20 protein-coding genes are annotated in these 24,088 nt (G+C 53.7%); 1 reads left to right on the top strand and 19 read right to left on the bottom strand.

The genetic code is table 11. The features are described 5' to 3' along the window. Positions 1 to 66: 66 nt before the first annotated feature. The 12 genes from rsmB to PAEVO_RS02285 all read right to left on the bottom strand — a co-directional run bounded on the left by rsmB (position 67) and on the right by PAEVO_RS02285 (position 14,672). Positions 67 to 1,449 carry a 16S rRNA (cytosine(967)-C(5))-methyltransferase RsmB gene (gene rsmB / locus PAEVO_RS02340; RefSeq protein ID WP_100536103.1) on the bottom strand — a complete coding sequence of 461 codons (1,383 nt, stop codon included), beginning with the start codon at positions 1,447 to 1,449 and terminating at the stop codon, positions 67 to 69. After that, the gene (gene fmt / locus PAEVO_RS02335; RefSeq protein WP_100536102.1) at positions 1,446 to 2,387 is read right to left on the bottom strand and encodes a methionyl-tRNA formyltransferase; all 942 of its coding nucleotides are present in this window, start codon (positions 2,385 to 2,387) and stop codon (positions 1,446 to 1,448) included. Before fmt ends, rsmB begins: the two co-directional genes overlap by 4 nt. Then, entirely contained in the window at positions 2,384 to 2,878 is a 495-nt protein-coding gene (gene def / locus PAEVO_RS02330; RefSeq protein WP_100536101.1) for a peptide deformylase, read from the bottom strand. Before def ends, fmt begins: the two co-directional genes overlap by 4 nt. Positions 2,879 to 2,921: 43 nt before the next feature. Next, positions 2,922 to 5,450 (bottom strand): primosomal protein N', encoded by a 2,529-nt coding sequence (priA, locus tag PAEVO_RS02325; RefSeq protein WP_100536100.1) that lies wholly within the window; start codon positions 5,448 to 5,450, stop codon positions 2,922 to 2,924. After that, positions 5,450 to 6,703 (bottom strand): bifunctional phosphopantothenoylcysteine decarboxylase/phosphopantothenate--cysteine ligase CoaBC, encoded by a 1,254-nt coding sequence (coaBC, locus tag PAEVO_RS02320; protein WP_100536099.1) that lies wholly within the window; start codon positions 6,701 to 6,703, stop codon positions 5,450 to 5,452. The genes priA and coaBC overlap by 1 nt, the downstream gene beginning before the upstream one ends. A gap of 124 nt (positions 6,704 to 6,827) precedes the next feature. Next, on the bottom strand, positions 6,828 to 7,028 hold the full coding sequence (gene rpoZ / locus PAEVO_RS02315) for a DNA-directed RNA polymerase subunit omega (RefSeq protein ID WP_100536098.1): 201 nt from the start codon (positions 7,026 to 7,028) through the stop codon (positions 6,828 to 6,830). A 56-nt stretch (positions 7,029 to 7,084) separates the two neighbouring features. Further along, the gene (gmk, locus tag PAEVO_RS02310) at positions 7,085 to 7,657 is read right to left on the bottom strand and encodes a guanylate kinase (RefSeq protein ID WP_071223696.1); all 573 of its coding nucleotides are present in this window, start codon (positions 7,655 to 7,657) and stop codon (positions 7,085 to 7,087) included. A gap of 13 nt (positions 7,658 to 7,670) precedes the next feature. Next, positions 7,671 to 7,931 carry an extracellular matrix/biofilm regulator RemA gene (gene remA / locus PAEVO_RS02305; protein WP_006209218.1) on the bottom strand — a complete coding sequence of 87 codons (261 nt, stop codon included), beginning with the start codon at positions 7,929 to 7,931 and terminating at the stop codon, positions 7,671 to 7,673. 53 nt (positions 7,932 to 7,984) lie between these two features. Beyond that, positions 7,985 to 8,872, bottom strand: coding sequence for a YicC/YloC family endoribonuclease (locus tag PAEVO_RS02300; protein ID WP_100536097.1), 888 nt, complete (start codon positions 8,870 to 8,872; stop codon positions 7,985 to 7,987). Between the two features lie 38 nt (positions 8,873 to 8,910). Beyond that, positions 8,911 to 10,782 (bottom strand): bifunctional homocysteine S-methyltransferase/methylenetetrahydrofolate reductase, encoded by a 1,872-nt coding sequence (locus PAEVO_RS02295; protein ID WP_100536096.1) that lies wholly within the window; start codon positions 10,780 to 10,782, stop codon positions 8,911 to 8,913. A gap of 182 nt (positions 10,783 to 10,964) precedes the next feature. Then, positions 10,965 to 11,801: a diaminopimelate epimerase gene (dapF, locus tag PAEVO_RS02290; protein WP_100539298.1), complete on the bottom strand. Its 837-nt coding sequence runs from the start codon at positions 11,799 to 11,801 to the stop codon at positions 10,965 to 10,967. Positions 11,802 to 11,876: 75 nt separating this feature from the next. After that, positions 11,877 to 14,672 carry a calcium-translocating P-type ATPase, SERCA-type gene (locus PAEVO_RS02285; protein ID WP_100536095.1) on the bottom strand — a complete coding sequence of 932 codons (2,796 nt, stop codon included), beginning with the start codon at positions 14,670 to 14,672 and terminating at the stop codon, positions 11,877 to 11,879. A 177-nt stretch (positions 14,673 to 14,849) separates the two neighbouring features. Here PAEVO_RS02285 and PAEVO_RS02280 point away from each other — a divergent pair, with 177 nt between their 5' ends. After that, the gene (locus PAEVO_RS02280) at positions 14,850 to 16,607 is read left to right on the top strand and encodes an Rqc2 family fibronectin-binding protein (RefSeq protein ID WP_100536094.1); all 1,758 of its coding nucleotides are present in this window, start codon (positions 14,850 to 14,852) and stop codon (positions 16,605 to 16,607) included. Between the two features lie 165 nt (positions 16,608 to 16,772). Here the strand turns inward: PAEVO_RS02280 and PAEVO_RS02275 are convergent, their stop codons facing one another. The 7 genes from PAEVO_RS02275 to PAEVO_RS02245 form a co-directional block, all read right to left on the bottom strand. Next, on the bottom strand, positions 16,773 to 17,639 hold the full coding sequence (locus tag PAEVO_RS02275; RefSeq protein ID WP_100536093.1) for a PHP domain-containing protein: 867 nt from the start codon (positions 17,637 to 17,639) through the stop codon (positions 16,773 to 16,775). 38 nt (positions 17,640 to 17,677) lie between these two features. Next, on the bottom strand, positions 17,678 to 18,583 hold the full coding sequence (locus tag PAEVO_RS02270; protein WP_100536092.1) for a selenium metabolism-associated LysR family transcriptional regulator: 906 nt from the start codon (positions 18,581 to 18,583) through the stop codon (positions 17,678 to 17,680). Positions 18,584 to 18,700: 117 nt separating this feature from the next. After that, positions 18,701 to 19,138 (bottom strand): hypothetical protein, encoded by a 438-nt coding sequence (locus tag PAEVO_RS02265; RefSeq protein ID WP_071223691.1) that lies wholly within the window; start codon positions 19,136 to 19,138, stop codon positions 18,701 to 18,703. A 401-nt stretch (positions 19,139 to 19,539) separates the two neighbouring features. Then, a complete protein-coding gene (locus PAEVO_RS02260; protein WP_006209210.1) occupies positions 19,540 to 19,803 on the bottom strand; it encodes a YlbG family protein in 264 nt (87 codons plus the stop codon). A 47-nt stretch (positions 19,804 to 19,850) separates the two neighbouring features. After that, a complete protein-coding gene (locus PAEVO_RS02255) occupies positions 19,851 to 20,288 on the bottom strand; it encodes a YlbF/YmcA family competence regulator (RefSeq protein WP_100539297.1) in 438 nt (145 codons plus the stop codon). Positions 20,289 to 20,390: 102 nt separating this feature from the next. Next, a complete protein-coding gene (locus PAEVO_RS02250; RefSeq protein WP_100536091.1) occupies positions 20,391 to 22,112 on the bottom strand; it encodes a helicase-associated domain-containing protein in 1,722 nt (573 codons plus the stop codon). Continuing rightward, positions 22,109 to 23,893: a DNA repair helicase XPB gene (locus PAEVO_RS02245; RefSeq protein WP_100536090.1), complete on the bottom strand. Its 1,785-nt coding sequence runs from the start codon at positions 23,891 to 23,893 to the stop codon at positions 22,109 to 22,111. Before PAEVO_RS02245 ends, PAEVO_RS02250 begins: the two co-directional genes overlap by 4 nt. Positions 23,894 to 24,088: the final 195 nt, after the last annotated feature.

Here is a 24,088-nt window from a genome sequence, read left to right as displayed (position 1 = left end):
AGACGGTAAAAGAGGAAAACCCGCCGGCATTGGCGGGATACGACTATAGTCATGGCGGCAGCGCCCTTATGAGGGGCGTCTGCCGAGTCTTGCAATGTAAAAACCGTCACTATGATAGTGCTGGGGCAGAATTTGAATCCCGCCTCCTTGCAGAAGCGATTTCTTTTCCAGCCGGCTTAAGGCGCCAAGACCATCTTCCGCGATTTCAAACTCGGAATGGCCTTCCAGAAAAGCAGATACAACGCCTTCATTCTCCAGCGGTTCAATCGTACACGTGCTGTATACCAAGAGTCCTCCGGGACGAAGCAAGGTAGAGACCGACTCCAGCAGCCTTAGCTGCAGCGCCGCAATTTCATGAATGTCCTCCTGTGACTTGCCCCACTTCAGATCGGGCTTGCGGCGGATGACGCCAAGGCCCGAGCAGGGAGCATCCAGCAAAATTCGGTCAAAAGACGCAGGCTCGAAGCGGTCAACCAAATCCAGCGCGTCCCCGGTCACGATCGAAATGCTGTCCAGTCCCAAACGGCTGGCCTGATCCGAGATCAGCTTGCCTTTATGCGCGTGAATGTCGTTAGCGACAATGCTGCCTTCATCCTTCATCAGCTCGCCCATGTGGGCACTTTTCCCGCCCGGGGCTGCGCAGCAATCCAGCACCCGCATCCCCGGCTCGGGCTTAACAGCCTCGGCGACCAGCATGGAGCTTTCATCCTGGATCGAAATCATTCCGTCCCGGTACCAATCGGTCAAGGCCATATTGCCCGCTCCTTTTACGACAATCCCATAGGGGCTGAGCGACGAAGGGGTGGCATCGAGGCCGTGGCTGCTCATTAATGTCAGCATGTCCTCACGGCTGATCATCGTGGTATTCACCCTGACGCTGACTGCCGGCGGTTCATTGTTTGCGGCACAGATCGCTTCTGTCGTCTCGATCCCGTACTGGGATATCCAGCGCTCCACCAGCCACTGCGGATGGGAGTGCAGCAGAGAAATGCGCTGAGCAGTCGGCATATTTTCGGGGATCGCCAAGCTTTCCTTCTGGCGCAAAATATTCCGAAGCACCCCGTTCACCATACCGGAAATCCCTTGATGCCCGCGGCGCTTCGCCAGATTAACGGCCTCGCTGACAACCGCGTGATCCGGAATCCGATCCAGATATACGACCTGATACAGACTGATGCGAAGCAGCGCCCTTACCCACGGCTGAAGCTTCTGTACCCCTTTTTTGACAAACTTGTCCAAAAAATAATCGAGCGTGTTCAGCCGCGATATCGTGCCATAGATCAGCTCCGTGGCAAGTCCCGCGTCGCTCTTCGCAAGCGAGGACTTCTGCAGGGCCGTGTTGAGCAGGAGATTGCTGTACGCTCCCTCCTGCTCAACCTGTGTCAATACATTCATCGCCAGCTCCCGCGGGGAGTCCAATCGCCCCTTCGGGCTGCGGTTTCCGCTCACGCCAGCACCGTCCCGGCCGTCAGGCTCGTCCCGCGCACGAATTGCGCCGCATCCATTGCCTTCTTGCCGCTGGGCTGAACCGTAAGCAGCGTCAGCGTGCCGTCGCCTGTTTTCACGACGATCCCTTTCTCCTGCAGCTCAAGCACGGTCCCGGGTTGCGCATCACCAGCTGGCTTCTGGGCGCTATCCGGCTTAGCCGCTGCCCATACTTTAAACACTTCGCCGTTCCACAGCGTGAATCCGCCGGAATAAGGAACCAGGCCGCGAATCTGATCGTAGATTTCGCGGGAAGTTCGGCTCCAGTCGATTCTCTCGTCATCCCGGGTCAAATTCGGAGCATACGTTGCCTTCGAATCATCCTGAGGCTCGGCCTCCACCTTGCCCTTCACGAGCCGCGGCAGCTCCCGCCGAAGCAGCTCGGCGCCGGCTTGGCTCAGCTTCTCGAACATGGTTCCGGCCGTATCGTTGTCTTCGATCGGGACCTCGGTGCGGGCGATCATGTCCCCGGTGTCGAGTCCCTCCGCCATATACATCAGCGTGATGCCTGTGACGGACTCTCCGTTGATGATGCTCCGCTGAATCGGCGCTCCTCCCCGGTAAGCGGGGAGCAGCGAGCCGTGGACGTTCAGGCAGCCAAGCGCTGGCATATCCAGCACGGATTTCGGCAGGATTTGGCCGTAGGCGGCCGTGACAATCAAGTCAGGCTTATATTCGGCCAGTTCGGCCACGGCTTCCGGATTCCGCAGGCGCTGCGGCTGCAGAACAGGGATGCCGTGACGAAGAGCGGCTTCCTTAACCGGCGTTGGGGTCAGCACTTTTTTACGCCCTTGCGGACGGTCAGGCTGAGTAACAACGGCAGCTATGGAATAACCTTCGGCAATCAACATTTCCAGGCTGGGTACTGCAAAGGCCGGGGTGCCCATAAATACGATATTCATCGATTCTCCAGCTCTTTTCTCGGCTGTTCCGGAACATACTCATACACCCGGTCAGCGATTTCCGTAAACAGCACCCCGTTCAGATGATCGATTTCATGTTGAAACGCTCTCGCAAGCAGCCCGGTACCCGTAATGACAAGCTCTTTGCCTTCGCGGTCAAGCCCCTTAACCGTCACTTTCTCCGCACGGCGCACATCCCCGTTCCATCCCGGAATGCTCAGGCAGCCCTCCGGCCCGAATTGCTCGCCTTCGCTCTCCACGATCTCCGGATTGATCATCTTGATCAAGCCATGCTCGTCACCGGCATCGATTACGATCAGACGCTTCAAAATGCCGACCTGCGGCGCAGCCAATCCGACGCCTTCCGCATCGTACATAGTGTCGGCCATATCGTCCAGGAGCTTTTGAACGTTCGGCGTAATTTTGGTAACTTCCTTTGCCTTTTTATGAAGAACCTCATCCGGTTCTTTAACGATAATTCGAATCGCCATGTCTATGACACCATCCTTGTGCTTTTCATCATTGTATGCTGTATTACATTAACATTTGCGGATCAACGTCAATACTGATCTGGAGCTTGCTGTCCCGCGCCGAATCCTGAAGCTTCTCGGCAACCGAACGCACCAGCGAGACAGCATCCATCGTTCCCCGCCATTTTATCATACATTGAAATCTGTATCTATTTTTCAACCGTGGAATGGGAGAAGCTACCGGACCCAATATATCGAGCGCGCTGGCGTCGAATCGGTCCAGGCTTCCAAACCATCCCCGGCGGTCGGATTCGCTTTTGATCGTCGCGGCGAAATTCTCCGCCATTCTTACCAGCAGCGGCAGCTGTTCATGCGACAGCGTCACCAGGATCAGCCTGCAATACGGCGGATAATGGAGCGCTTTGCGGTGCTTCAGCTCGTCTTTGACGAAGGATAAATAATCATGGCTGCTTGCATGGATAATCGAATAATGCTCGGGCGTATAGGATTGGATAACCACTTCACCCGGCAGCTGATGGCGGCCTGCTCTTCCGGCAACCTGAGTGAGCAGCTGAAACGTCTTCTCGGCCGCCCGGAAATCGGGCAGGTTCAAGGCCGAATCGGCCGTAATGACACCGACCAAGGTGACATCGGGGAAATCCAGGCCTTTGGCGACCATCTGGGTGCCTAGCAGCACGTCCCCCTTTTTATCCCGAAACTGCTTCAGCAGCTTCTCATGGGAGCCCTTCTCGGTCGTGGTATCAACATCCATCCGAATGACGCGAATGCCGGGAAACAGCTTGGCCAATTCTTCCTCGACACGCTGCGTGCCCGTACCGAAATAACGTATATGCTCGCTTCCGCAATCCGGGCAAACCTCCGGCGCTTGTGCGGCATAACCGCAATAATGGCAGCGCAAATTATTCGATTTCTGATGATAGGTTAGCGAAATGTCGCATTCCGGACAGCCTGCCACATATCCGCAGCTCCGGCACATGACAAACGTGGAGTAACCCCGCCGATTCAACAGCAGCACCGTCTGTTCACCGCGTTCCAGCCTTGTCGAAATCGCGGCATGCAAGGAGCGGCTGAACATGGATCGATTTCCTTCACGGAGCTCCTCCCGCATATCCACGACCTGGACCTCCGGCAGCTTGTTGCCCAGCGCACGGCTCGGCATCTCCAGCAGATGAGGCGCAAAATCATCCTGAGCTTGCGATCTCGCCGCATGGTAGCTCTCCAACGAAGGGGTTGCCGAACCCAGAATGACGGCTGCACCGGTCAGCCGGGCACGGTGAATCGCAACATCCCTGGCATGGTACTTCGGCGTCTCTTCCTGCTTATAAGAGCCTTCGTGCTCTTCATCCATAATGATCAGGCCCAGACGGTCAAACGGCGCAAATACCGCCGATCGCGCACCCACGACAACGGACGCCCGGCCTTCTCTTATTTTCCGCCATTCATCATAACGCTCCCCATCCGAGAGCCGGCTGTGCATGACAGCTACACGGTCGCCAAAACGGGCTTTGAACCGCTCCACCATTTGCGGTGTCAGCGATATCTCAGGTACCAGGACAATCGCTTGACGCTCCTGTTCGAGACAGCGCTGAATGGTCTGCAGGTAGATTTCGGTCTTGCCGCTGCCGGTTACCCCGTGCAGGAGAAACACGCCATGCTTGCGTTCATCCAGCTTGTGCACGATACTGCGGTACACCGCTTGCTGCTCCGGTGTGAGCGCCAATGGGGTGCTGGGCGTAAAATGCCGCCCTCGATACGGATCCCGGAACACTTCGATATCCTCAAGGGTAATCAGCCCTTTGTCAGCCAGCGCCTTTATGGTCCCTGCGGTGACGCCCAGCGTCTGCAGCAGATCCTTCTGCGATATCGGCAGAAATGCTTCCATCTCCAATATATATTGGAGCACTTCCTTCTGACGCTGGGCCTTGGCAGGAAAGGAAACCAGCGCCTGTTGCGCTTCCTCGCTCGATACGGCAAGCTCTACCGCTTTCATCGTTTTTTTCTGCAGTTTATCCTTGATTTGCTGAAACTCACTCAGCCGTCCTCGGCCGATCAGCGCTTTAATGGTAGCAGCTCCATCCGGAAATGCTCGCGTTAACTGCTGGAGCGAAACCTCGCCTCTCTGACTGACAAACCGGATCATTTCCTGCTCCGACTCGCTTTCCGGCAGCAGCGCAAATAATCCGTCGCTTTCCTCCGTCAGACCTGCGTCTGGCTCGCTAAGGGAAATATATCGCTCGGCTTTCCCCTTCAGCGCCGTTGGCAGCATCGACTGCAAGACCGATATATAACGGCATGCGTAGCGCTCCTTCATCCATTCTCCAAGCTCAATCAGTTCAGGCGAAAGAGGCGGCATCACATCGAGTACTTCCTGAATCGGCTTCATTTTGGCCGTATCCATCTCGGGCCTTGGATGCAAAGAGACCACGAACCCTTGGAGCGTACGGTGCCCAAACGGCACGCCGACCCGGCTGCCTACCTCAACCCAGGGCCGGAGTTCCTCGGGAATCAAATAATCAAAAGGTCGGTCCGTATCCTTGGACGGCACGTCCACAATCACGCGGGCCATTTCCATCAGGATGACCTCCCGGACAACCGATCAGCCGCCAGCGTTAACAGCCTCTGGGCCACTTCCTCCTTGGACATCACTGGAAGCTGGAGGACCAGTCCTTCTGCATCAAAAATATGAACGCTGTTCGTATCCGTGCGGAAGCCCGCTCCTTCCTGTGTAACATCGTTAGCAACGATCAAATCGCAATTTTTACGATTCAACTTTTCCCTGGCGAACTGCTCCACCGTATCGGTTTCAGCCGCAAATCCGATTAAGAACTGGGAGGTTTTTTGGCGTCCCAGACTCTCCAGAATGTCCGTTGTCTTGACAAGATCCAGCGTCATGGTCTCCCCACTCTTTTTGATCTTTGATGTCGCTACCTCGGCAGGGCGATAATCGGCAACCGCCGCTGCTTTGACCACGATATCGCTATGATCGAACACGCGCAGCACCGCTTCGTACATATCTTGGGCCGATTCCACCTTTTCCGTCCGGATTCCCTCTGGTGGAGCTTCATCGGTATGAGCGGCAATCAGGTGGACATCCGCTCCCAGCTGCTTGGCCGCTTTCGCGATCGCAAATCCCATTTTTCCGGAAGAATCATTCGTTATATACCGGACCGGATCAATGCGTTCGATCGTGCCGCCGGCCGTGACAACTACCTTTTTACCATGCAATATGCCTGTGGTGCTGCTCGCTATTTCTTCATTCAACGCCACAGACTGTACTGCACGTTCTCGGAAAAACCGTTCCACCACATCAACAATCGTATCAGGCTCTTCCATCCGTCCCTTTCCGACGTATCCGCAAGCGAGAAGCCCCTCTCCAGGTTCAATCATGGACACCCCGCGGGAGACCAGCGTCTCCATATTCGCCAAGACGGCCGGATGCGTGTACATATGCACGTTCATTGCCGGCGAGATCATGACAGGTGCCGTGGTCGCTAGCAGCGTCGTGGTCAGCATGTCATCCGCCAGGCCATGTGCCATCTTGCCGATGACATTGGCTGTGGCCGGAGCGATCAACACCAAATCGGCCAGATCGGCCAAGTGGATATGCGAGACGACCGATGGGTCCCGTTCATCAAAGGTATCGCTATAAACCGGGTTTTTGGTCAGCGTTTGAAGCGTTAATTCCGGAATGAACTGCTTCGCGGATTCCGTCATAATGACATGCACATCCGCCCCCCTCTGGACAAGCCTGCTGCATAAAGTCGCTGCTTTATACGCGGCAATGCCACCTGTAACGCCAAGCACAATGACTTTTCCGTTCAACATGACAATCCCCCGCTTTCCATTGTATAAAGGCTACATTCTCATATCTTCTCAAAAAAATAACAACCTTTCGGTTGTCACATTTTCGCGCGCTAACGCATGTTATTCAAATATTGAAGAAAAAGTCTTAGTCCTGTCCCTTCTCGATTTTCACGTAATCGCCATAGATTTCTTCCAGAGCGACACCGACAAACTTATGGGATTTCGGATTCTTCAACTCGCTGACTCCGCCTTCACGCAACTGGCGTGCACGGCGGGAAGCCGCAACCACAAGAGAATATTTACTGTCTACCTTATTCATCATTTCATCAATGGATGGATATAACATGGCGAAGCACCTCTTCTTCTTTTACTTGAAAGTTAACACGTCTATGAATAGACAGCTTACTTTCTTACCTTACAATGTTCGGCAATAATGATAGATTGTATTCTCTCACAAGCGAGATTGATTTCATCGTTCACTACCGCATAATCATAATGCTGCAGCAAATTGATTTCGTCAACCGCTACGGACATGCGGTGGTCGATGGTCGCTTGACTCTCTGTTCCCCGGCCCTGGATCCGATCTTTCAGCTCATCCAGAGACGGCGGCATCAGAAACACAAAGATACCTTCCGGAAACTTCTCCTTGACCTTCAGTGCACCCTGCACTTCGATCTCCAGTATAATATCCTTGCCGGAGGCTAAAGTTTCTTCCACAAAATCACGCGGGGTTCCATAATAGTTCCCGACGTATTCCGCATATTCGAGAAGCTGGTCGTTCTCAATCATATCCATGAATTGTTCCCGACTTTTGAAAAAATAGTTCACACCATGTACCTCACCGAGCCGCGGCGAACGCGTCGTAGCCGACACCGAATACACCAGCTCCGGAACCCGGCTGCGAAGCGCCGTACAGACGGTTCCTTTTCCCACCCCGGAAGGACCGGACAATACAATCAATAATCCTCTAGACATAGTACTCCTCATCTTATTCGTCGTTGTCGTCATCTTTGCTGGACAGACGGTGAGCCACCGTTTCTGGCTGCACAGCCGATAAAATCACGTGGTCGCTATCCGTAATGATAACAGCCCGTGTCCTTCGGCCATATGTAGCATCAATCAGCATATGACGGTCCCGTGCTTCTTGAATGATCCTCTTGATCGGAGCCGATTCAGGACTCACGATTGAGATGATCCGATTGGCCGATACGATGTTTCCGAAGCCAATATTAATAAGTTTGATTGCCATAGTGCGGTTGCTCCCCCTATACATTTGACTCTTACTTGCCGATGAAGCTGCGGTCATTCCACATTAGCGGCTTGTTCACGAATCTTCTCCAGTTCCGCTTTCATTTCGACAACACGGTTTACCAGAGTCAGATGATTGGCTTTCGATCCAATCGTATTGACTTCTCTGTTCATTTCTTGAATCAGAAAATCCAGTTTACGGCCTACAGGGCTCTTCTGATGAAGCAGCTCTCTGCATTGCTCCAAATGGCTATGAAGTCGAATCAACTCCTCGTCTACATTGGAACGTTCAGCAAACAGCGCGACTTCCATTCCGAATATATGTTCATCAACAGCAAGCGATCCGTCATCAAGAGATTCTATGCGCTGCCGCAGACGCTTCCGGTACTCTTCCGGAACTTCCGGAGCAAGTTCGGTCATCTCTCGGTGAAGCAGCATCAATCGGTCAAGCCTCTGCCCGATATCCTTCACGAGAAAAGTGCCTTCCCTGCTGCGCATCTGGATCAGACCCTCCAGCGCTTGTTCAAGACCTTGAAGAAGCGCATCATTCCATAACTTCTGCTGCGCTTCATCCATGGGAAGTCCGCTCGGACTAACAAGAACATCTGGCAGCGACAAAATATCCCGCACCGCCAGATCTCCCTTGATTCCATATGACTTCAAATCCTCGGCTGCCTGTAAATACGCCTGAACCATGGCGTGGTTCAGCACGGCACCCTGGGACTCGCCGTTGTTTTCCTTGTTAATATAAACATCAATCCGTCCGCGTCCGATTCGGCTCTGTACCATCCGTCGAAATGAATCCTCGAAGAGAGCCCATTCACGGGGCATACGAAAGACGATTTCACAATACCGATGATTGACTGACTTCACTTCGAAAGAGATACTGTAACCTTGAAAATCGACAACGGATTGCCCATATCCGGTCATGCTCAATGACATCGGAATCACATCCATTACACTATTGTAATTGATAATTATTAATGAAACAAGGGGGTCAATCGGCGGCCCGATTTCTCCCAGACATACTCCATTAATTGTACGCTCATTTCATAGAACATAAACGGCGTCATCAAATATATGCCGTTAAAATGCGCTGTTGCAACATCCAGCAGCTCCTTGCCGATCTTAACGCCCATCGCCCGGCCCGCTTCGCCTTCAAGCCCGGCCATGCGGCTGCGGACTTCGTCCGACAGTTGAATGCCAGGCACCTCGTTATGCAGATACTCTGCGTTCCGTCCGCTTGCCAGCGGCATGATGCCGATAAAGATCGGAATATCCAGATGTGCCGTCGCTTCCCTCAGCCTAACCATTAACTCGGGATCGTACACGGGCTGCGTCATCACATAATCCGCACCGGAAGCAATCTTCTTCTCCAAGCGGGCAACCGCCTTGTCCAGATGCCTTACATTGGGATTGAACGCTGCACCGACAACGAATTTGGCCTTTTGCTTCAGCGGCTTTCCGGAAAAAGCAATGCCCTCGTTCAGCTGTTTAATCATGCGGATGATTTCAAATGAGGTCATGTCGTACACCGAGCTGGAATCCGGCAAATCCCCGAAGCGTGCCGGATCACCCGTCACCGCAAGCACATGGTCGATGCCGAGCGCATCAAAGCCCATCATGTGCGACTGCGTACCGATCAGGTTTCGGTCACGGCAAGCGATGTGAATCAGCGGCCGCAGTCCCGTGCGTGCTTGTACCAGATGTCCAAGGGCCATGTTGCTCATACGGGTTACGGCCAGCGAGTTATCCGCAAGGGTCAAGGCGTCGGCTCCTGCTTTTTTCAAAGCTTCCGCGCCCTTCATGAACTTGGTGATATCCAAATCCCTTGGTGGGTCCAGTTCCACGATCACCGTATGCCGCTCCTTCACGATATCAACAATTGTCGGCTCCCCGCTGCGCTCGTAAAACTGCTCCTGGGCCGTCTCGTGAATCACGATCCGGTTGACCTCCGCCTCCTCGACGATGGGAAGCGGCGCAGGTACGTAACCGGACAACGCTGATGAAATTTCAGCGATATGCTCCGGCGTCGTTCCGCAGCAGCCGCCGACAATCCGGGCGCCGCGATCCGCAAACTCCAGGGCTGTCCTGCCGAAATACTCGGGACTCGCACCATACCGGTATTCCCCGTCCACATAATCGGCGATCCCCGCATTAGGGTAGACCGAAGCCGGAAGATTCATCATACCGTTCAGAGTCTCCAGCGCACGCATAATGCCGTTTGGACCTGTCCGGCAGTTAAAGCCGATCACGTCCGCCCCTTCTTGACTCAGTATGCGGTATGCATCCGGCATCGTGAAGCCGTCCAGCGTGCGGGCAATATCCTCTACCGCAAACTGGCAGATCACCGGCAGGTCGCTTAGCATCCGAGCCTGCGCCAAAGCCAATTGAATTTCATCCACGTCATAGAACGTTTCGAGCAGAATGCCGTCAACGCCTTCCGATATGAGTACCGACAGCTGCTCTTCGAAATAACGCTTGAGCTCGCTCGTGGAGATGTTGCTTCTTTTGCCCGCGCGAATGGAGCCTACCGCACCCACTACATATCCATGATCACCGGCAGCTTCACGCGCAATTCTCACGCCTGCACGGTTAATCTCCCCTACCTTCGCCTCCAAACCGTATTTGGACAGCTTGTCATAATTGGCAGAGAACGTGTTCGTCTCTATGACCTGGGCACCCGCCTCAACATACTGGCGATGAACGTTCCCGATGACCTCCGGGGAGGTTAAATTCAGTTCTTCATAAGAAATGCCTACAGGAAATCCTTTTTGATATAAATAAGTACCCATCGCGCCGTCACCGACCAGTACCTGATTCTCCCATGCCTGCCGAAGATTCGGTTTCATCGCGTTTCTCCTCCACCCGACGTTTATTTTCAACTAATGTATCATAAAACCTCTCAAAAGATAAAGAGACAAAAGGGAGGCCTTCCGAAGGCCTCCCTAATGTGTCCACCCCTACAGGACAAACTTTAGATCATACTGTTTTTTGCATTTGCGGGCGGGGATTGTCGCGGCTGGCGAAGGCTCTACAAGGCAAGCGTCCCTGCGTACACGACTTCGGCCGGCCCTGTCATGTATACATGATTGTCGGACTCATCCCACTCGATGAATAAGTCCCCGCCTTTAAGAGATATCGTCGCGCTGCGGTCTGTCAATCCGTTCAGCACCGAGGATACCAATGTTGCGCAAGCTCCGGTCCCGCAGGCCAATGTCGGTCCTGCACCGCGCTCCCATACCCGCATGTCCACTTGACTCCGTGAATTCACCGTCGCAAACTCCACATTAATCTTTCTCGGGAACAGCGGATGCACCTCCAGCTTGGGTCCCCATACACCAAGGTCGAAGTTAATTGCATCGTCCACATAAATGACGCAGTGCGGATTGCCCATGGACACCGCAGTGAAGCGGAACTCCTTGCCGTCCGCTTCAATGGGATGATTCACTACCGGATGGAGATCGATTGTCGTGGGCACGCTCAATCCATTCAGGACCGGTTCACCCATGTCTACCCGCACACTGCTTACTTGACCTTCCTGCACCGTAAGGCGTACTTGCTGTACTCCGGCGCCGATCGTTTCTATGGTAATCTCCTCTCGGTCAATATGGCCGTGATCATACACATATTTCGCGACACAACGAATGGCATTGCCGCACTGCTCCGCTTCGGAACCGTCTGAATTCATTATGCGCATCATGAAGTCAGCCTTCGTGGAAGGCAAAATATATACAAGTCCGTCTGCACCGATGCCGAAAAAGCGATTGCACAGCTTCACGGCCCGTTCGGATGCATTGGATGGAAGTTCTTGCTCGCCGTATACAACAACGAAGTCGTTGCCAAGTCCATGCATTTTCGTAAATTCCATCATAAAACCCATCTCCTCTGCAATTGCTATGCTCGTGCTTAGCATATCGCAGAGGTGATGGGCTATCCATTCAATTTATGCCGAAATATTTGCACTCTTCGTCATCATGCTGCGGCGGTTCCGGTTGCGGTTACGTCTGCCGCCCCACACGCTTCCAGCCCCCATCAGGAAGGTAGGGATGCCGGCTGCCACGAGTGTCAGTGCCCACTCCTTCAAGCCAAGCGGAACCGTCTTGAAGATCGGCTGGAACGCCTCGATGTACATGACGCCAAGCATCAGCAATACCGAGGACAGCACAGCCAGAACCAACGCTTTGTTCTGAAGCGGATTGCGGTGGAAAATTGAACGCGAGCTGCGGCAGTCAAACACATGGATCAGCTGGGCCATGACGAGGGTAGCAAAGGCAACGGACTGCGCTTTAGCCAACTGGCCCGCATCATTCGGTGCGATGCGCAGCGTAATCCAAAATGCGCCGAGTGTACACAGGCCGATCAAGATGCCGCGGCTGATGATTTTCCAGCCAAGACGTCTGGCAAAAATATTTTCCTTGGCTCCGCGGGGCTTGTGCTCCATCAGATCCTTCTCCGGCTGATCCACCCCGAGCGCCATCGCCGGCAGCCCGTCGGTAACAAGGTTCACCCACAGAATCTGGATCGGAACGAGCGGAAGCGGCAGACCCATCATCATCGCGAAAAACATCGTCAGAATTTCGCCGACATTGGAAGCCAGCAGATAACGGATAAACTTGCGAATATTTTCATAGATGCTGCGCCCCTCCTCAATCGCCGAAACAATCGTGGAGAAATTATCGTCACTGAGCACCAGCGATGACGCTTCCTTCGTTACGTCCGTACCGGTAATGCCCATGGCAATCCCGATATCCGCGGCTTTGATGGCCGGAGCATCGTTCACACCGTCCCCCGTCATGGCAACCACATGCCCCTTACGTTGAAGCGACTTCACGATGCGGAGCTTATGCTCGGGAGATACGCGGGCATAAACGAAGGTCTGATCCACCCTCGCATCCAGCTCCTTGTCATCCATCCGGGATAACTCCTGTCCCGATAGCGACAGGCCGTTCCTTGGCAGGATGCCGAGCTGGGCCGCAATCGCTTCTGCCGTTGTCCGATGGTCGCCCGTGATCATGACAGTCTTGATGCCCGCGCGGCGGCATGTCGCAATCGCATCGCGCACTTCACGGCGCGGCGGATCGATCATTCCGGCAAGTCCCACAAAGATAAGCTGGCTCTCGGCCTCTTTCTCCGTTTCCGGCTTGTCATAGGAACGCAGATCCCGATATGCCAAACCAAGCACGCGCAGCGCATCGGAAGCCATGCCTTCATTGGCGGTCAGCACCTTCTGGCGGAGCGTGGCGGTAAGCGGCACAACGTTTCCGTCCCACAAAATATAAGTGCATGCATCCAGCAGGACGTCCGGCGCGCCCTTCGTGCAGAGCAAGCGCCCGCCCTGATGGCTGACGATAACGGACATCAGCTTTCGCTCCGAATCAAACGGAAACTCTTTGTCTCTCTGATAGATGGTGTTCAGGCTTCCCTTAGTCAATCCCATTTTGGACGATAGCGTCAGCAGTGCTCCTTCTGTCGGGTCCCCTTTTAACTCCCAAGCAGCAGCTGCCGGCTCTTCCTTGCCCTTGCGCTTGTTCCGGGCTTCCTCCTGCACGTTCTCATAAATCTCCGCATTGTTGCACAGCCCGCTGATTTGCAGCAGTCGGCGAAGCCCCTGATCGGATCTCAGCTCCACCGGCTTGCCTCTGTGAAGAATTTGACCCGTCGGGTCATACCCATGCCCGGTCACTTCCAGCGAGCGTCCTCCCAGCCAAACCTGGGTTACGGTCATTTTATTCTGCGTGAGCGTCCCCGTTTTATCCGAACAGATCACGGATGCGCAGCCCAGGGTCTCCACGGATGGCAGCTTGCGCACGATCGCTTTGCGCTTGATCATGCGCTGCACGCCGAGGGCGAGGGCAATCGTAACGATGGCTGGAAGCCCCTCTGGGATGGCCGCAACCGCCAGGCTGACTCCTGCAAGGAACATGCCTGCGGCAGGCTGTCCATGCAGAATGCCTGCTACGACGACCAGAATCGTAAGCCCCAGCGAAACGGCAATCAGAATTTTGCCCAGCTGTTCCAAGCGATGTTGCAGCGGCGTCTCCTGTGACTCCGTGTTCTGGATCAAATCGGCGATTTTGCCCATCTCCGTATCCATTCCGGTTCGGATGACAACGCCTTTTCCCGTACCCCGGGCCACCATCGTGCCCATAAAGCCGATGTTCTTGCGGTCGCCCAGCGGAACATCCGCATCGTGAATCGGCTCGGCATGTTTGTTCACCGGCAGGGACTCGCCGGTCAAGGCCGATTCCTCGACACTGCAGCTGTTGATCTCGAGCCAGCGAACATCGGCCGGAATGCGGTCTCCGCTCTCCACGAGCACGACATCGCCAGGGACAAGTTCCCTAGCCGCAACCTGTACCACTTTACCGTCCCGGATGACCCTGGACGTCGGCGCGGACAGCTGCTTCAAAGCCCGAAGCGACCGTTCCGCCCTGAATTCCTGGACGAAACCAAGGATCCCGTTGATCAGGATGATGGCTACAATCGTGACGGCATCCAAATACTCGCCCAGCAGACCGGATACCAGGGTGGCGCCAAGGAGCACCAACACCATGAAATCCTTAAATTGATTCAAGAACAGAACAAATGGAGAAATTTTAACGCCCTCGGAGAGCTCATTATAGCCACTGTTTTTTCGTCTCTCCCCGGCTTCCTCTTCCGTGAGGCCCTGCTCCGGATGCATATGCAGCACTTGCTGCAATTCATCCGTATCCATTTGGTGCCATTGCTTTTGTTCCATGCTTCCTTTCCCTCCCGGTTGTTTGCTCCGGCGGATGACAGCTTTTCCACCCTTTCTACGTAAATGTATTCGGACAGGTCCTGAATTATCACAGAAGGGGCCTTAAGTTTTTGAGGGAAATATGGCATCATAGAGAAGTACGATAGGAAGGGTAACAGACAGATAGGAGAATGAAGGATGGCATTAGACGGCATTGTCACGCGTGCGATCGTGCATGAGCTTCAATCATGCCGGGGCGCACGGATCAATAAAATATATCAACCGAACGATCGGGACATCGTATTTCATATACGCACCCAGCAAGGTAACGCCAAGCTGCTGCTATCCGCAAACCCCACGTATCCCAGGGTGCATCTGACGCAGGAGACCTTTCTGAATCCGGCCGAAGCCCCCATGTTTTGCATGATTCTGCGCAAGCATTGCGAGAGCGGCATCATCGAGGACATCCAGCAGGTGGGCATGGAACGGATTATTCATCTTACGATCCGGCAGCGTGACGAACTCGGCGATATTTCCTCCAAAAAAATCATCGTGGAGCTGATGGGCAGACACAGCAACATCATTCTGCTCGATCCCTCAAGCGGCACCATACTGGATGGCATCAACCATGTGACGCCTGCCATCAGCAGTTATCGAGTGGTCATGCCGGGATTCTCTTATACGAATCCGCCGGAACAGCACAAGCTCAATCCACTCGAAACCGGGCAGGAAGCCTTCCGGGAATCTTGTCTGATGAACGAGGAGCAGGCCGTTCCATGGCTGGTCGGCGCATTCAGCGGCCTTAGTCCGCTCGCGGCCCAGGAAATTGCCCAGCGCGCAGGGGGAAGCAGTCCAGGCGGGCTTGAAGGGGAAAAAGATTGCGGCAGCCTGTGGAGCGCATTCGATGAGATCATGGAACAAGTCCGCAACCATCAATATACGCCGGTTACAGGCGTCAATGCCAAGGGGAAGTCGGTGTTCTCCGTCATTCCGCTGACATTGCTGGTGGACGAGACTACAACCTACGAATCGGTCAGTCGATGCATGGAGGATTATTACGGAGATAAAGCTCAGCGGGATACAGTTAAACAGAAGGTCAGCGACCTCCTCCGATTCCTGCAGAATGAACGGACGAAGAACATCAAGAAGCTGGATAATTTAAACAAGGACTTGGAAGAAGCCGGGGATGCCGACCGGTATCGGATCTTTGGCGAGCTTCTCTTCGCCTCGCTCCACCAGATTCAGAAGGGCGACCGTGAAGCCAAGCTGGTTAACTTTTATGATGAAGAGCAGGCGACCGTCACCATCCCGCTGGATCCGCTCCTGACTCCGTCGGACAATGCGCAGCGCTATTTTAAAAAATATAACAAGTACAAGAACAGCCTCGCGGTCATTGACGAACAGTTAATCAAAACCCGCGAAGAGATCAACTATATCGAGAATCTGCTGCAGCAGCTGTCGCATGCTTCCTTGAGCGACATCGATGAAATCCGGGACGAACTGATCCAGCAGGGATACTTGAGAGACCGCAATCGTAAAACGAAGAAAAAGAAGAAAAACGACAAGCCGACGCTCCACGTCTATACTTCATCCGAAGGCATCGAGCTTTATGTAGGCAAAAATAATCTTCAAAACGAGTACGTAACCAACCGTCTCGCTTCCTCAAACGATACGTGGCTGCACACCAAGGATATCCCGGGATCCCACGTGGTCATCCGAAGCAGCGAGTACGGGGATGCAACGCTGCAGGAAGCGGCACAGCTGGCTGCTTATTACAGTCAGGCCAAAGAATCCAGCAGCGTGCCCGTTGACTACACGCTCATTCGCCATGTACGCAAGCCGAATGGAGCCAAGCCCGGATTTGTCATTTATGACAATCAGAAAACGCTGTTCGTCACGCCGGACGAGCAGCGAATCAAAGCGATGCCCAATTCGGTAAAAAACAATCGCAATTAAGATGAACAAAGAACTGGATATATCGTTGGCTTAACCAATAACGGGTACCCCAAAAGGTCGTATGACCAGCCGGGATACCCGTTATTTCTTACTGTCATGCCGGGATTCACCAATACGAATCCGCGTTAGCAGCACCAACTTAATCCGCTCGAAATCATGTCGATCTTAGCTCCTTGCCCGCACCTGTTGAAGCTGGTTCAATACCTCGATGGATACCTGACGGCTGCCGATATCCCCATGGAATACCTGGCCCTGCCTCTCGCCATGGTAATCCGATCCGGCGGTCACGATCAAACCGTATTCTTCGGCCATCGCCAAGTAGCGTTTCTCCTCCGCTGCCCCATGGTCCGAATGATAGACTTCAATCCCTTTGAAAGCATCCTCTTCAATGATAGCTCTCACCAACGCATCATCGTCGTAGAGTCCAGGGTGTGCAAGCACCGGCACGCCCCCGGCTTCACGTATCCATTCGCAGGCCTCCTTGGGATGAATCCGCGGCTGCGGCACATAAGCAGCTGCGCCCTGTGCGAGATAACGGTCGAAGGCATCCCTTAGATCGAGGGCATGACCCTTAAGGACCAGCGCATCCGCAATATGCGGGCGTCCGATGCTCTCATCGGGTTCCAGCGGCCGTCCCAAGCCTCCGATCACTTCTTCCATCGTCAGCTCGATGCCCAGCTCACGGAGCTTGGCCATGATCTTTTCATTGCGCTTCTCCCTCGTTCGACGCAGCTCTGCCAGCCGCTCCAGAAATACGGGATCCCGGTAATCCATGTAATAACCCAGAACGTGAATATCCGTCCCGCCTGCCATGGTACTAATTTCTACGCCAGGGACCACGACCATGTTCAGGCGTTCTCCGGCTTGCAGCGCCTCCTCGACACCGGCTACGGTGTCATGATCCGTTATAGCTAGAGCCCCAAGTCCCCGCTCGAAAGCAAGCTGCACGTTCTCCGAAGGTGTATTCATCCCGTCCGAAGCCTGGGTGTGGGAATGCAGGTCGCAGCCCGTCCGCTCCATCGATTTATCCATGATATTCAATCCCCTTTCGTTGTAAGTGCGGGTGTACTTTATCGCTGGGTTCGCTGGCGTTCCCTTAAATAGGCCAAAAACGTCATTGCCGACATCGGCAGCAGCGCCGACCGTAACTGAATGGAATAAAAGTTACGTTTAAACGAGGCATCCGCAATATCGATCATTTTGACTAACCCGAGCGCGGTTTCATGCTTGACCGTTGAGGTCGACAGCATCGTAATGCCGAGCCCTTCCTCTACCGCCGATTTCACCGCTCCCGTACTCCCAAGCTCCATCACCGTTTGGATGCTTTCCGGATCGTACCCCCGCTCCATCAGCACATCCTCCATCACCTTCCGTGTGCCAGACCCCTTCTCGCGAAGCACAAACGGATACTTCAGCACATCCTCCAAATATATTGCATCCTCCCTTGTTGCTAAAGGATGGCCGGAGGGAACGATCAGTTTCAGCTCATCCTCCATGACCGAATCCAGGACCATATCCGGATGCTCCACAGGTGCCTCAATCAGCCCAAAATTCAATTGATGGCCAGCGATTTCCTCGAGAATCTGCGTGGTGTTCATCACTTTAAGCATGATGGATATATCCGGATATTCCCGGCCGAAGGGCCCCAGCAATCGGGGCAGCACGTACTCCCCAATGGTCAGGCTTGCCCCCAGTTGCAGCCTTCCCTGAAGCTTATTCGAGAAAGCCGCCATCGCCGCGTCCGTTTCCTGTGACAGCTCCAGGCTCTTGCGGGCAAAAGGAAGCAGCGTCCTTCCGGCCTCGGACAATTCCATGCGCTTGGTGGAACGAATGAGGAGTTTTGTCCCAAAATACTCCTCCAGCGATTGCACCTGCATCGTTACGGCCGGCTGGCTCATATGAAGCGCCTGGGCAGCAGCGGAAAAACTCCCGCGCTCTGCTACCGTATAAAATATATGTAGCTGATGAAAGTTCATAGCATCGGTTCCCCTCTCGCTGCCTCTTTTGTTTTTATCATTGTACCGGATCACGGCTGAGCATACAAAAAAGACATCCGCGCTTACGCTCGCATGCCATATGATGACTCTATTTCTTTATTTACGTTTACGGCTGTTCTTAATCAGTGTCATACGACGTGAATGGCGAAGCCATGAGTAATACGACTTCAGGTCTCGAAGCTCAATGGTTTCTGACATACGTCCCAAAAAAGTTACAATAATCATCCGATGCAGCGGATTGCCAATCAGATCACGTTCATGCTCCAGCTCCGAAAACTCCGCCACAACAACCAGGTCGTCGTCAATCAGATAGACATCCTGTTCGTTGCGGTAATAGGGCACGATCCGGTCCTGCTTCAGGCACTCCCACATCCAAGTCCCGATTTCCTCATGGGATGTGTCATTGCCTTGAACCCGGTCCGTATAACGGCTCTTTGCATGATTGGTAATGACGATGTCGGCTACCTTTTTATCATTTAACGTAATATAAAACGGCTCATAGGTGCTCCACCGCTCAGTCCCTTTGTCGCGCATGGAATATCACTCTCCACCAAATGGGTCTTTGTATCTATGTATATATACCCAACATATTACATCATTCCACTGGCATTCACAAGATTGAAACCTCGCTTCTTGTGAACAATCACCGAAAATTTAGAAATATCTCTAGTTGTATCCTGTGCACGGAGGTGCTGCCTGGAATGATGGGTTTGATTAAAATGTAAATTGTACCTTACTTATACTATTTTATCAAACAAGTTTCTGATTTATGCCAATCTATCGCCATCCATCCGTAATAAACTTTATGAGGATATACACATGCTCGAATTTAATACTTTCCGGTATCTTAAAAAAAGCGGCCCCTGCGGGGGCCGCTTTACGCTCTTTTCGCTAACTTATGCGATTTGCGTTAGATTCTCGACAGGCACGTCATGCTAAGGACCGTAAAACTTCGCTTTATCCGGCCCTTTGCTGCTGTATTCCGTCTTTATCTCATTCCGGTAGGAGCGCTCGATCTTACGAACGTAGGACAATCTCCGGATGTTCTTCATTGTTTCCTCGGCGCGGTCAGCATTGACGTACATGACAACATAGTGCATGCGGCGTGATATATAGTGCACGCTGCCGTATTTCTCCAGATTCCTTGCCGCCTTTACATCGCTGACCCATATAATAAAACCGGTCCGTTCAGCCAACATCCTAAGCTCCTCGCCTCACTTTCGTCTCTATCTCTAGTCTATGCCTATTATCCGCACGAACAAGCTCCGCCGCTGCCGCACCCCTTCTTGGGAAGAGGATCGTTGCCCGGAACCTTGATGCTCTCCGAAACCGAAAAAGCAATCTTCTCCGACATCGAATGCAGCAGATCGTCCAGATTCTTCTCCGCCTGCTTGAATCGGGCTACAGGCTCGAAAGCCTCAAGCTCCGCTTCCACTGCGGCTACTTCATCCTTGGCCGAATGGTAATTCGGGTGAAAGTGACCGAACCGCTGAGTCTCTTCGAACAGTTCTTTTTTGGAATCAAGCTTTCTGATCAAAGCCTGAATCGTAGGGTCACCCTCAACTGCCTGCTTCCAATATAGATAATCCGCCACTTCGACGGAAGCATTAATCATGTCGCCTATTTCATAGGCATAGGTGAGCACCTCGGCCATATCGACCGTGTTTATTTCCGATACGCTCATGAACTCATCCCGCTTTTCTATTAGTTTGGCCCACGCTTTGTTCGTGGGCTCTTTCATCATAGCATAACGCTCGTATCTTAAGAAGGGGGAATTCATACGCTTTTACGGAATCACAAGCCGCATTTCCCTCCATTCCCCTTCACCCAACTGCACCACGGTTCCCGTCATTTCGGAATCGGAATCGGAATCCGGATCGTATAACGCTCCCGAAATTTTCCATGGCTGCCGCTCGAGCTGAAATGGAATAAACTCCATCCGGCTGCCGTCGACCGCTATTTCTAATTTGGCTGACAATTCAAGCGCCTGCTCCATCATTTGCTTGGCCGTCGAACCGTGATAAGAACGCCAATCCCGTGTCCACATGATGGGAATCCGGTTCAAATCCGGAACGATTGACGCTTTATCCGGAAGGCTGTCGTCCAATTCAAGAGCAAGCTCGCTGCGCGCAGGGCGAATTAATCCGCAGGAAGCGCTGCCGGGATAACCCGGTGAAGCGTAACGGTTATCTCCTTCATCACCGGCCCCGATTGCCGTTTTATCATTCGGAACTGCACCGGTATAACGTAAAGGCTCATTCTTCCCCGCGCTCTCAAACTCCTTGCCCCACTGACGCAAAGCGGCGTGCACGTTCTCGGGAATTCCCGCGGCTGCATGCTCCGTGAAAAATGCCGTGATCGCTTCCGGCCCCATTCCTGCTATCGCCGCCTGAAATACCGAATCCCTGGTTAGACGATAGACCGTCATTACGTCATCCGAGAAACGCTCCGTGCAGCAAGCAGCCGTAAATTTGACTGTATAAGGCACGTCAGGCGGAATCAATATATCAAAATCCGGCTGAATAAACAGCCCCGAAGATCCGGTGTTATCCTGGCCGCTTCCACTCAACAAGGAGCAGGGATCCATACGCCACCGGAACAGTAATTGACCATCGTGATCCATGCCAAGATCGGTGTAACCGCAGCCGGTCAATAAACGGAGCCATGAAGCTGCATCCTCCGCGGACAATGCCCTTCCGCTAAGAGGCTCCCCTTTCAGGGGAGCCTTGTCGTTTGCCGACAAGTGCTGAGCATAATACCACATCCCGCCGATCCGTGATGAGTGACAAATCCGCCATGTGAAATGCTGATACTCGGCCGAACCCGGAACATAGCGCTGCATCATGCGCAAAAGAACCAGTCGGTCCATCGCTTCGCGCGAGAGTGCGAGCCAATGGCGCAATGCAGTCCTGTTCAGCTTAAGCTCCCCTTGCTCCAGGGCGACCAGCTCCAACGAAAACAGCAGATCCAATACGATCGCAATATGCGGTGGGTAAACATCAGCATGTTCATATTGGAGAGCGAGCCCCTCGACATCGGATGGCGTTAGTCCGACCACGCTCCCCAGTTTCTGAATAAACTTCTTATGCAGAACCCCTTTACTGGTCATTGTCACGCGGTTCTTGGCCATATATACGAGAACATTGAACATATCGACTGCTATGCCGCTTCTTCCCTCTTGCTGCAGCTTCACGGCAGCAGCGGGAACGGAACCAGCCTCAAGATCGCCAAAGGCCTCCTGAAGAATCTGAAGCTTATCAAAGGGAATGAAATAGAGCCTCTCGCCCCAGCCCTGTTTTACCGCTTGAACCCACCGCTGCTGCCTCAAGGATAAGAAGGCAAGTTGTACTTCCACGCCGCTTAGGCGCCGAACGCGCAGCGAGCGAAGTTTGTCGTCATTAAATCTCTGCCCGGCAAAGCGGGTCCAGATATGCTGTAGGACCGACCGCTCCTTCAGAAGAAGCCGATCTAAACCTATGGCTTCCGTCACGTCCTGCTGTTCCATCATCTCCACGAGGCCTCCTTTCCGTCAGGGATCTGCAAGCGATTCGTATGCCGCATCGCCATGAGGTCAAGGGAGGCCGGGTGCTTCGCTTGAAACGCGTGATATTCATACCCCTGCTCGATCAGGAACAGCTGGCGCCGGATCGCAAACATCTCCTCCCGGCTGTCCTCCGTCACCAATGCATAGAAATAAGCCCGATTCTCCCCTTGCTTCGGGCGCAGCAAGCGTCCGAGGCGCTGCGCCTCCTCCTGCCGCGAGCCGTAGCTGCCCGAAACCTCGATCGCAACGGAAGCATCGGGCAGGTCAACCGCGAAGTTAGCCACTTTTGAAACGACAAGTACACGGACGGCTCCTTCCCGGAAAGCCTTATACCATTCATTGCGCTGATCCTGCGTCATCTGCCCCGTAATGAGAGGGGCCTGCAGTTCCTCGGCAATGGCATGAAGCTGATCCAGGTATTGACCAATGATCAGCGTCTGTGCATCCTTGTGGAGATCCACGAGCTGCCGGATCACGCGGAGCTTGGAGGGATTCTCGGCCGCCAGCCGATACTGCTCCCTTTTGCCAGCCTTCTTGCACGCTTCTCTGATCTCATCCGGCAGCGGCACCTTAATCTCCGTACAGTCCACCGAAGCAATCCAGCCCTGCTCCTCCAGCTTTTTCCACGGCATTTCATACCGTTTGGGACCGATCAGCGAGAACACGTCATGCTCCCTTCCATCCTCGCGAACCAAGGTGGCGGTCAGTCCAAGCCTGCGGGTCGCTTGAATATCGGCCGTCGCACGGAATACCGGGGCGGGGAGAAGATGGACCTCATCATAGATGATTAAGCCCCAGCGACGCTCATTAAACAGCTTCATATGCTGCTGTTCATCCCCCTTACCCTGACGGTGGGTCAAGATTTGATAGGTGGCGACCGTTACTGGCCTCACCTCTTTGCGCTGACCGGAGTATTCACCGATCTCCTCCGCGGACAGCGTGGTTTTCTGCAGCAGCTCGGCGATCCACTGCCTTACAGACGTTGTGTTGGAGGTGAGAATCAGGGTCTCGCACTGCAGATCGCGCATGGCAGCGATGCCAATCACCGTTTTCCCTGCACCGCAAGGCAGGACAAGCACCCCGTTGCCGCCTTCACCGCCGACATCCCGAAAGGATTCGGCAGCCTTCTGCTGATAGTCGCGCAGCTTGAATCTCGGATCATTTGAGCCGCCGTTTGAATCCTCGTCTCTCTCCGGGCGCGGTGTTTCGCCTCGCCAAAGGATATTCAGATATTGCCCGTCCAAATATCCCGCCTGGTCCAGCACAGGATAACCAAGCCGGGTCAGCTCCTGCTTTAATACGCCGCGGCGGTCTGAGGGCACCTCTGCTTCGTTTGCCGAAATCCACCGAACGCCGATTTCCATCAGGGAACGCTTGGACGTGAGCTCCTGCATCAGGGCTTCCCCATTGCTATGCAGCAGCAATGAACGAGCAAGCGTTGGATGCGGGAGCAGCGACAGCTGTCCGTAACGCCCAACGAGCTGGAAAACCTCTTCCAGCAGGGCAGCCGGCACGTCCCAACGTGACAGCGACTGAAGGCTCGAACAAATCGCCTCAGCCGTCATTCCTCCGGCAGCGGCGTTCCATAAGGATAACGGGGTCAGTCGATATGTATGAAAAGACGTAGGACTTTTGATCAAATCCGCATACTGGGCCAGTTGTTCACGTGCGGCCTCAGCATCCGCATGAGCGGTTTCCAGCAATATGGTCCGATCCCGCTGGACGATGCATGGCTTGTTATGCACCCTATTCCCTCCTCGTAACCTTTGGTTCTCTATTTTTCATGGCCTGGGTTAAGAAATACGCATATCAACGACCTTTCTCAGAAGACAGACCCGAATTTCTTGCGAGATAGGATGGGATGCCTCTGAAGTCGATACGCTCTTATCCCTTAAAAAAAAGAAGCCCACATCCATATTCATGGATCTGAACTTCCCCTA

Origin of the sequence: Paenibacillus sp. GM2FR (assembly GCF_002803325.1) — a bacterium.
GTDB classification, from domain to species: Bacteria; Bacillota; Bacilli; order Paenibacillales; family Paenibacillaceae; genus Paenibacillus_AQ; species Paenibacillus_AQ lautus.
The sequence above is the reverse complement of the archived record's forward strand: the minus strand, read 5'-3'. Positions and strand labels throughout refer to the sequence as shown.

Coding starts and splice junctions, on each gene's coding strand:
- fmt (WP_100536102.1), bottom strand. CDS start 2,387: ATGAATATCGTATTTATGGGCACCCCGGCCTTTGCAGTACCCAGCCTG.
- def (WP_100536101.1), bottom strand. CDS start 2,878: ATGGCGATTCGAATTATCGTTAAAGAACCGGATGAGGTTCTTCATAAA.
- priA (WP_100536100.1), bottom strand. CDS start 5,450: ATGGAAATGGCCCGCGTGATTGTGGACGTGCCGTCCAAGGATACGGAC.
- coaBC (WP_100536099.1), bottom strand. CDS start 6,703: ATGTTGAACGGAAAAGTCATTGTGCTTGGCGTTACAGGTGGCATTGCC.
- rpoZ (WP_100536098.1), bottom strand. CDS start 7,028: ATGTTATATCCATCCATTGATGAAATGATGAATAAGGTAGACAGTAAA.
- gmk (WP_071223696.1), bottom strand. CDS start 7,657: ATGTCTAGAGGATTATTGATTGTATTGTCCGGTCCTTCCGGGGTGGGA.
- remA (WP_006209218.1), bottom strand. CDS start 7,931: ATGGCAATCAAACTTATTAATATTGGCTTCGGAAACATCGTATCGGCC.
- PAEVO_RS02300 (WP_100536097.1), bottom strand. CDS start 8,872: ATGTCATTGAGCATGACCGGATATGGGCAATCCGTTGTCGATTTTCAA.
- PAEVO_RS02295 (WP_100536096.1), bottom strand. CDS start 10,782: ATGAAACCGAATCTTCGGCAGGCATGGGAGAATCAGGTACTGGTCGGT.
- dapF (WP_100539298.1), bottom strand. CDS start 11,801: ATGGAATTTACGAAAATGCATGGACTTGGCAACGACTTCGTTGTTGTA.
- PAEVO_RS02285 (WP_100536095.1), bottom strand. CDS start 14,672: ATGGAACAAAAGCAATGGCACCAAATGGATACGGATGAATTGCAGCAA.
- PAEVO_RS02280 (WP_100536094.1), top strand. CDS start 14,850: ATGGCATTAGACGGCATTGTCACGCGTGCGATCGTGCATGAGCTTCAA.
- PAEVO_RS02275 (WP_100536093.1), bottom strand. CDS start 17,639: ATGGATAAATCGATGGAGCGGACGGGCTGCGACCTGCATTCCCACACC.
- PAEVO_RS02270 (WP_100536092.1), bottom strand. CDS start 18,583: ATGAACTTTCATCAGCTACATATATTTTATACGGTAGCAGAGCGCGGG.
- PAEVO_RS02265 (WP_071223691.1), bottom strand. CDS start 19,138: ATGCGCGACAAAGGGACTGAGCGGTGGAGCACCTATGAGCCGTTTTAT.
- PAEVO_RS02260 (WP_006209210.1), bottom strand. CDS start 19,803: ATGTTGGCTGAACGGACCGGTTTTATTATATGGGTCAGCGATGTAAAG.
- PAEVO_RS02255 (WP_100539297.1), bottom strand. CDS start 20,288: ATGAGCGTATCGGAAATAAACACGGTCGATATGGCCGAGGTGCTCACC.
- PAEVO_RS02250 (WP_100536091.1), bottom strand. CDS start 22,112: ATGATGGAACAGCAGGACGTGACGGAAGCCATAGGTTTAGATCGGCTT.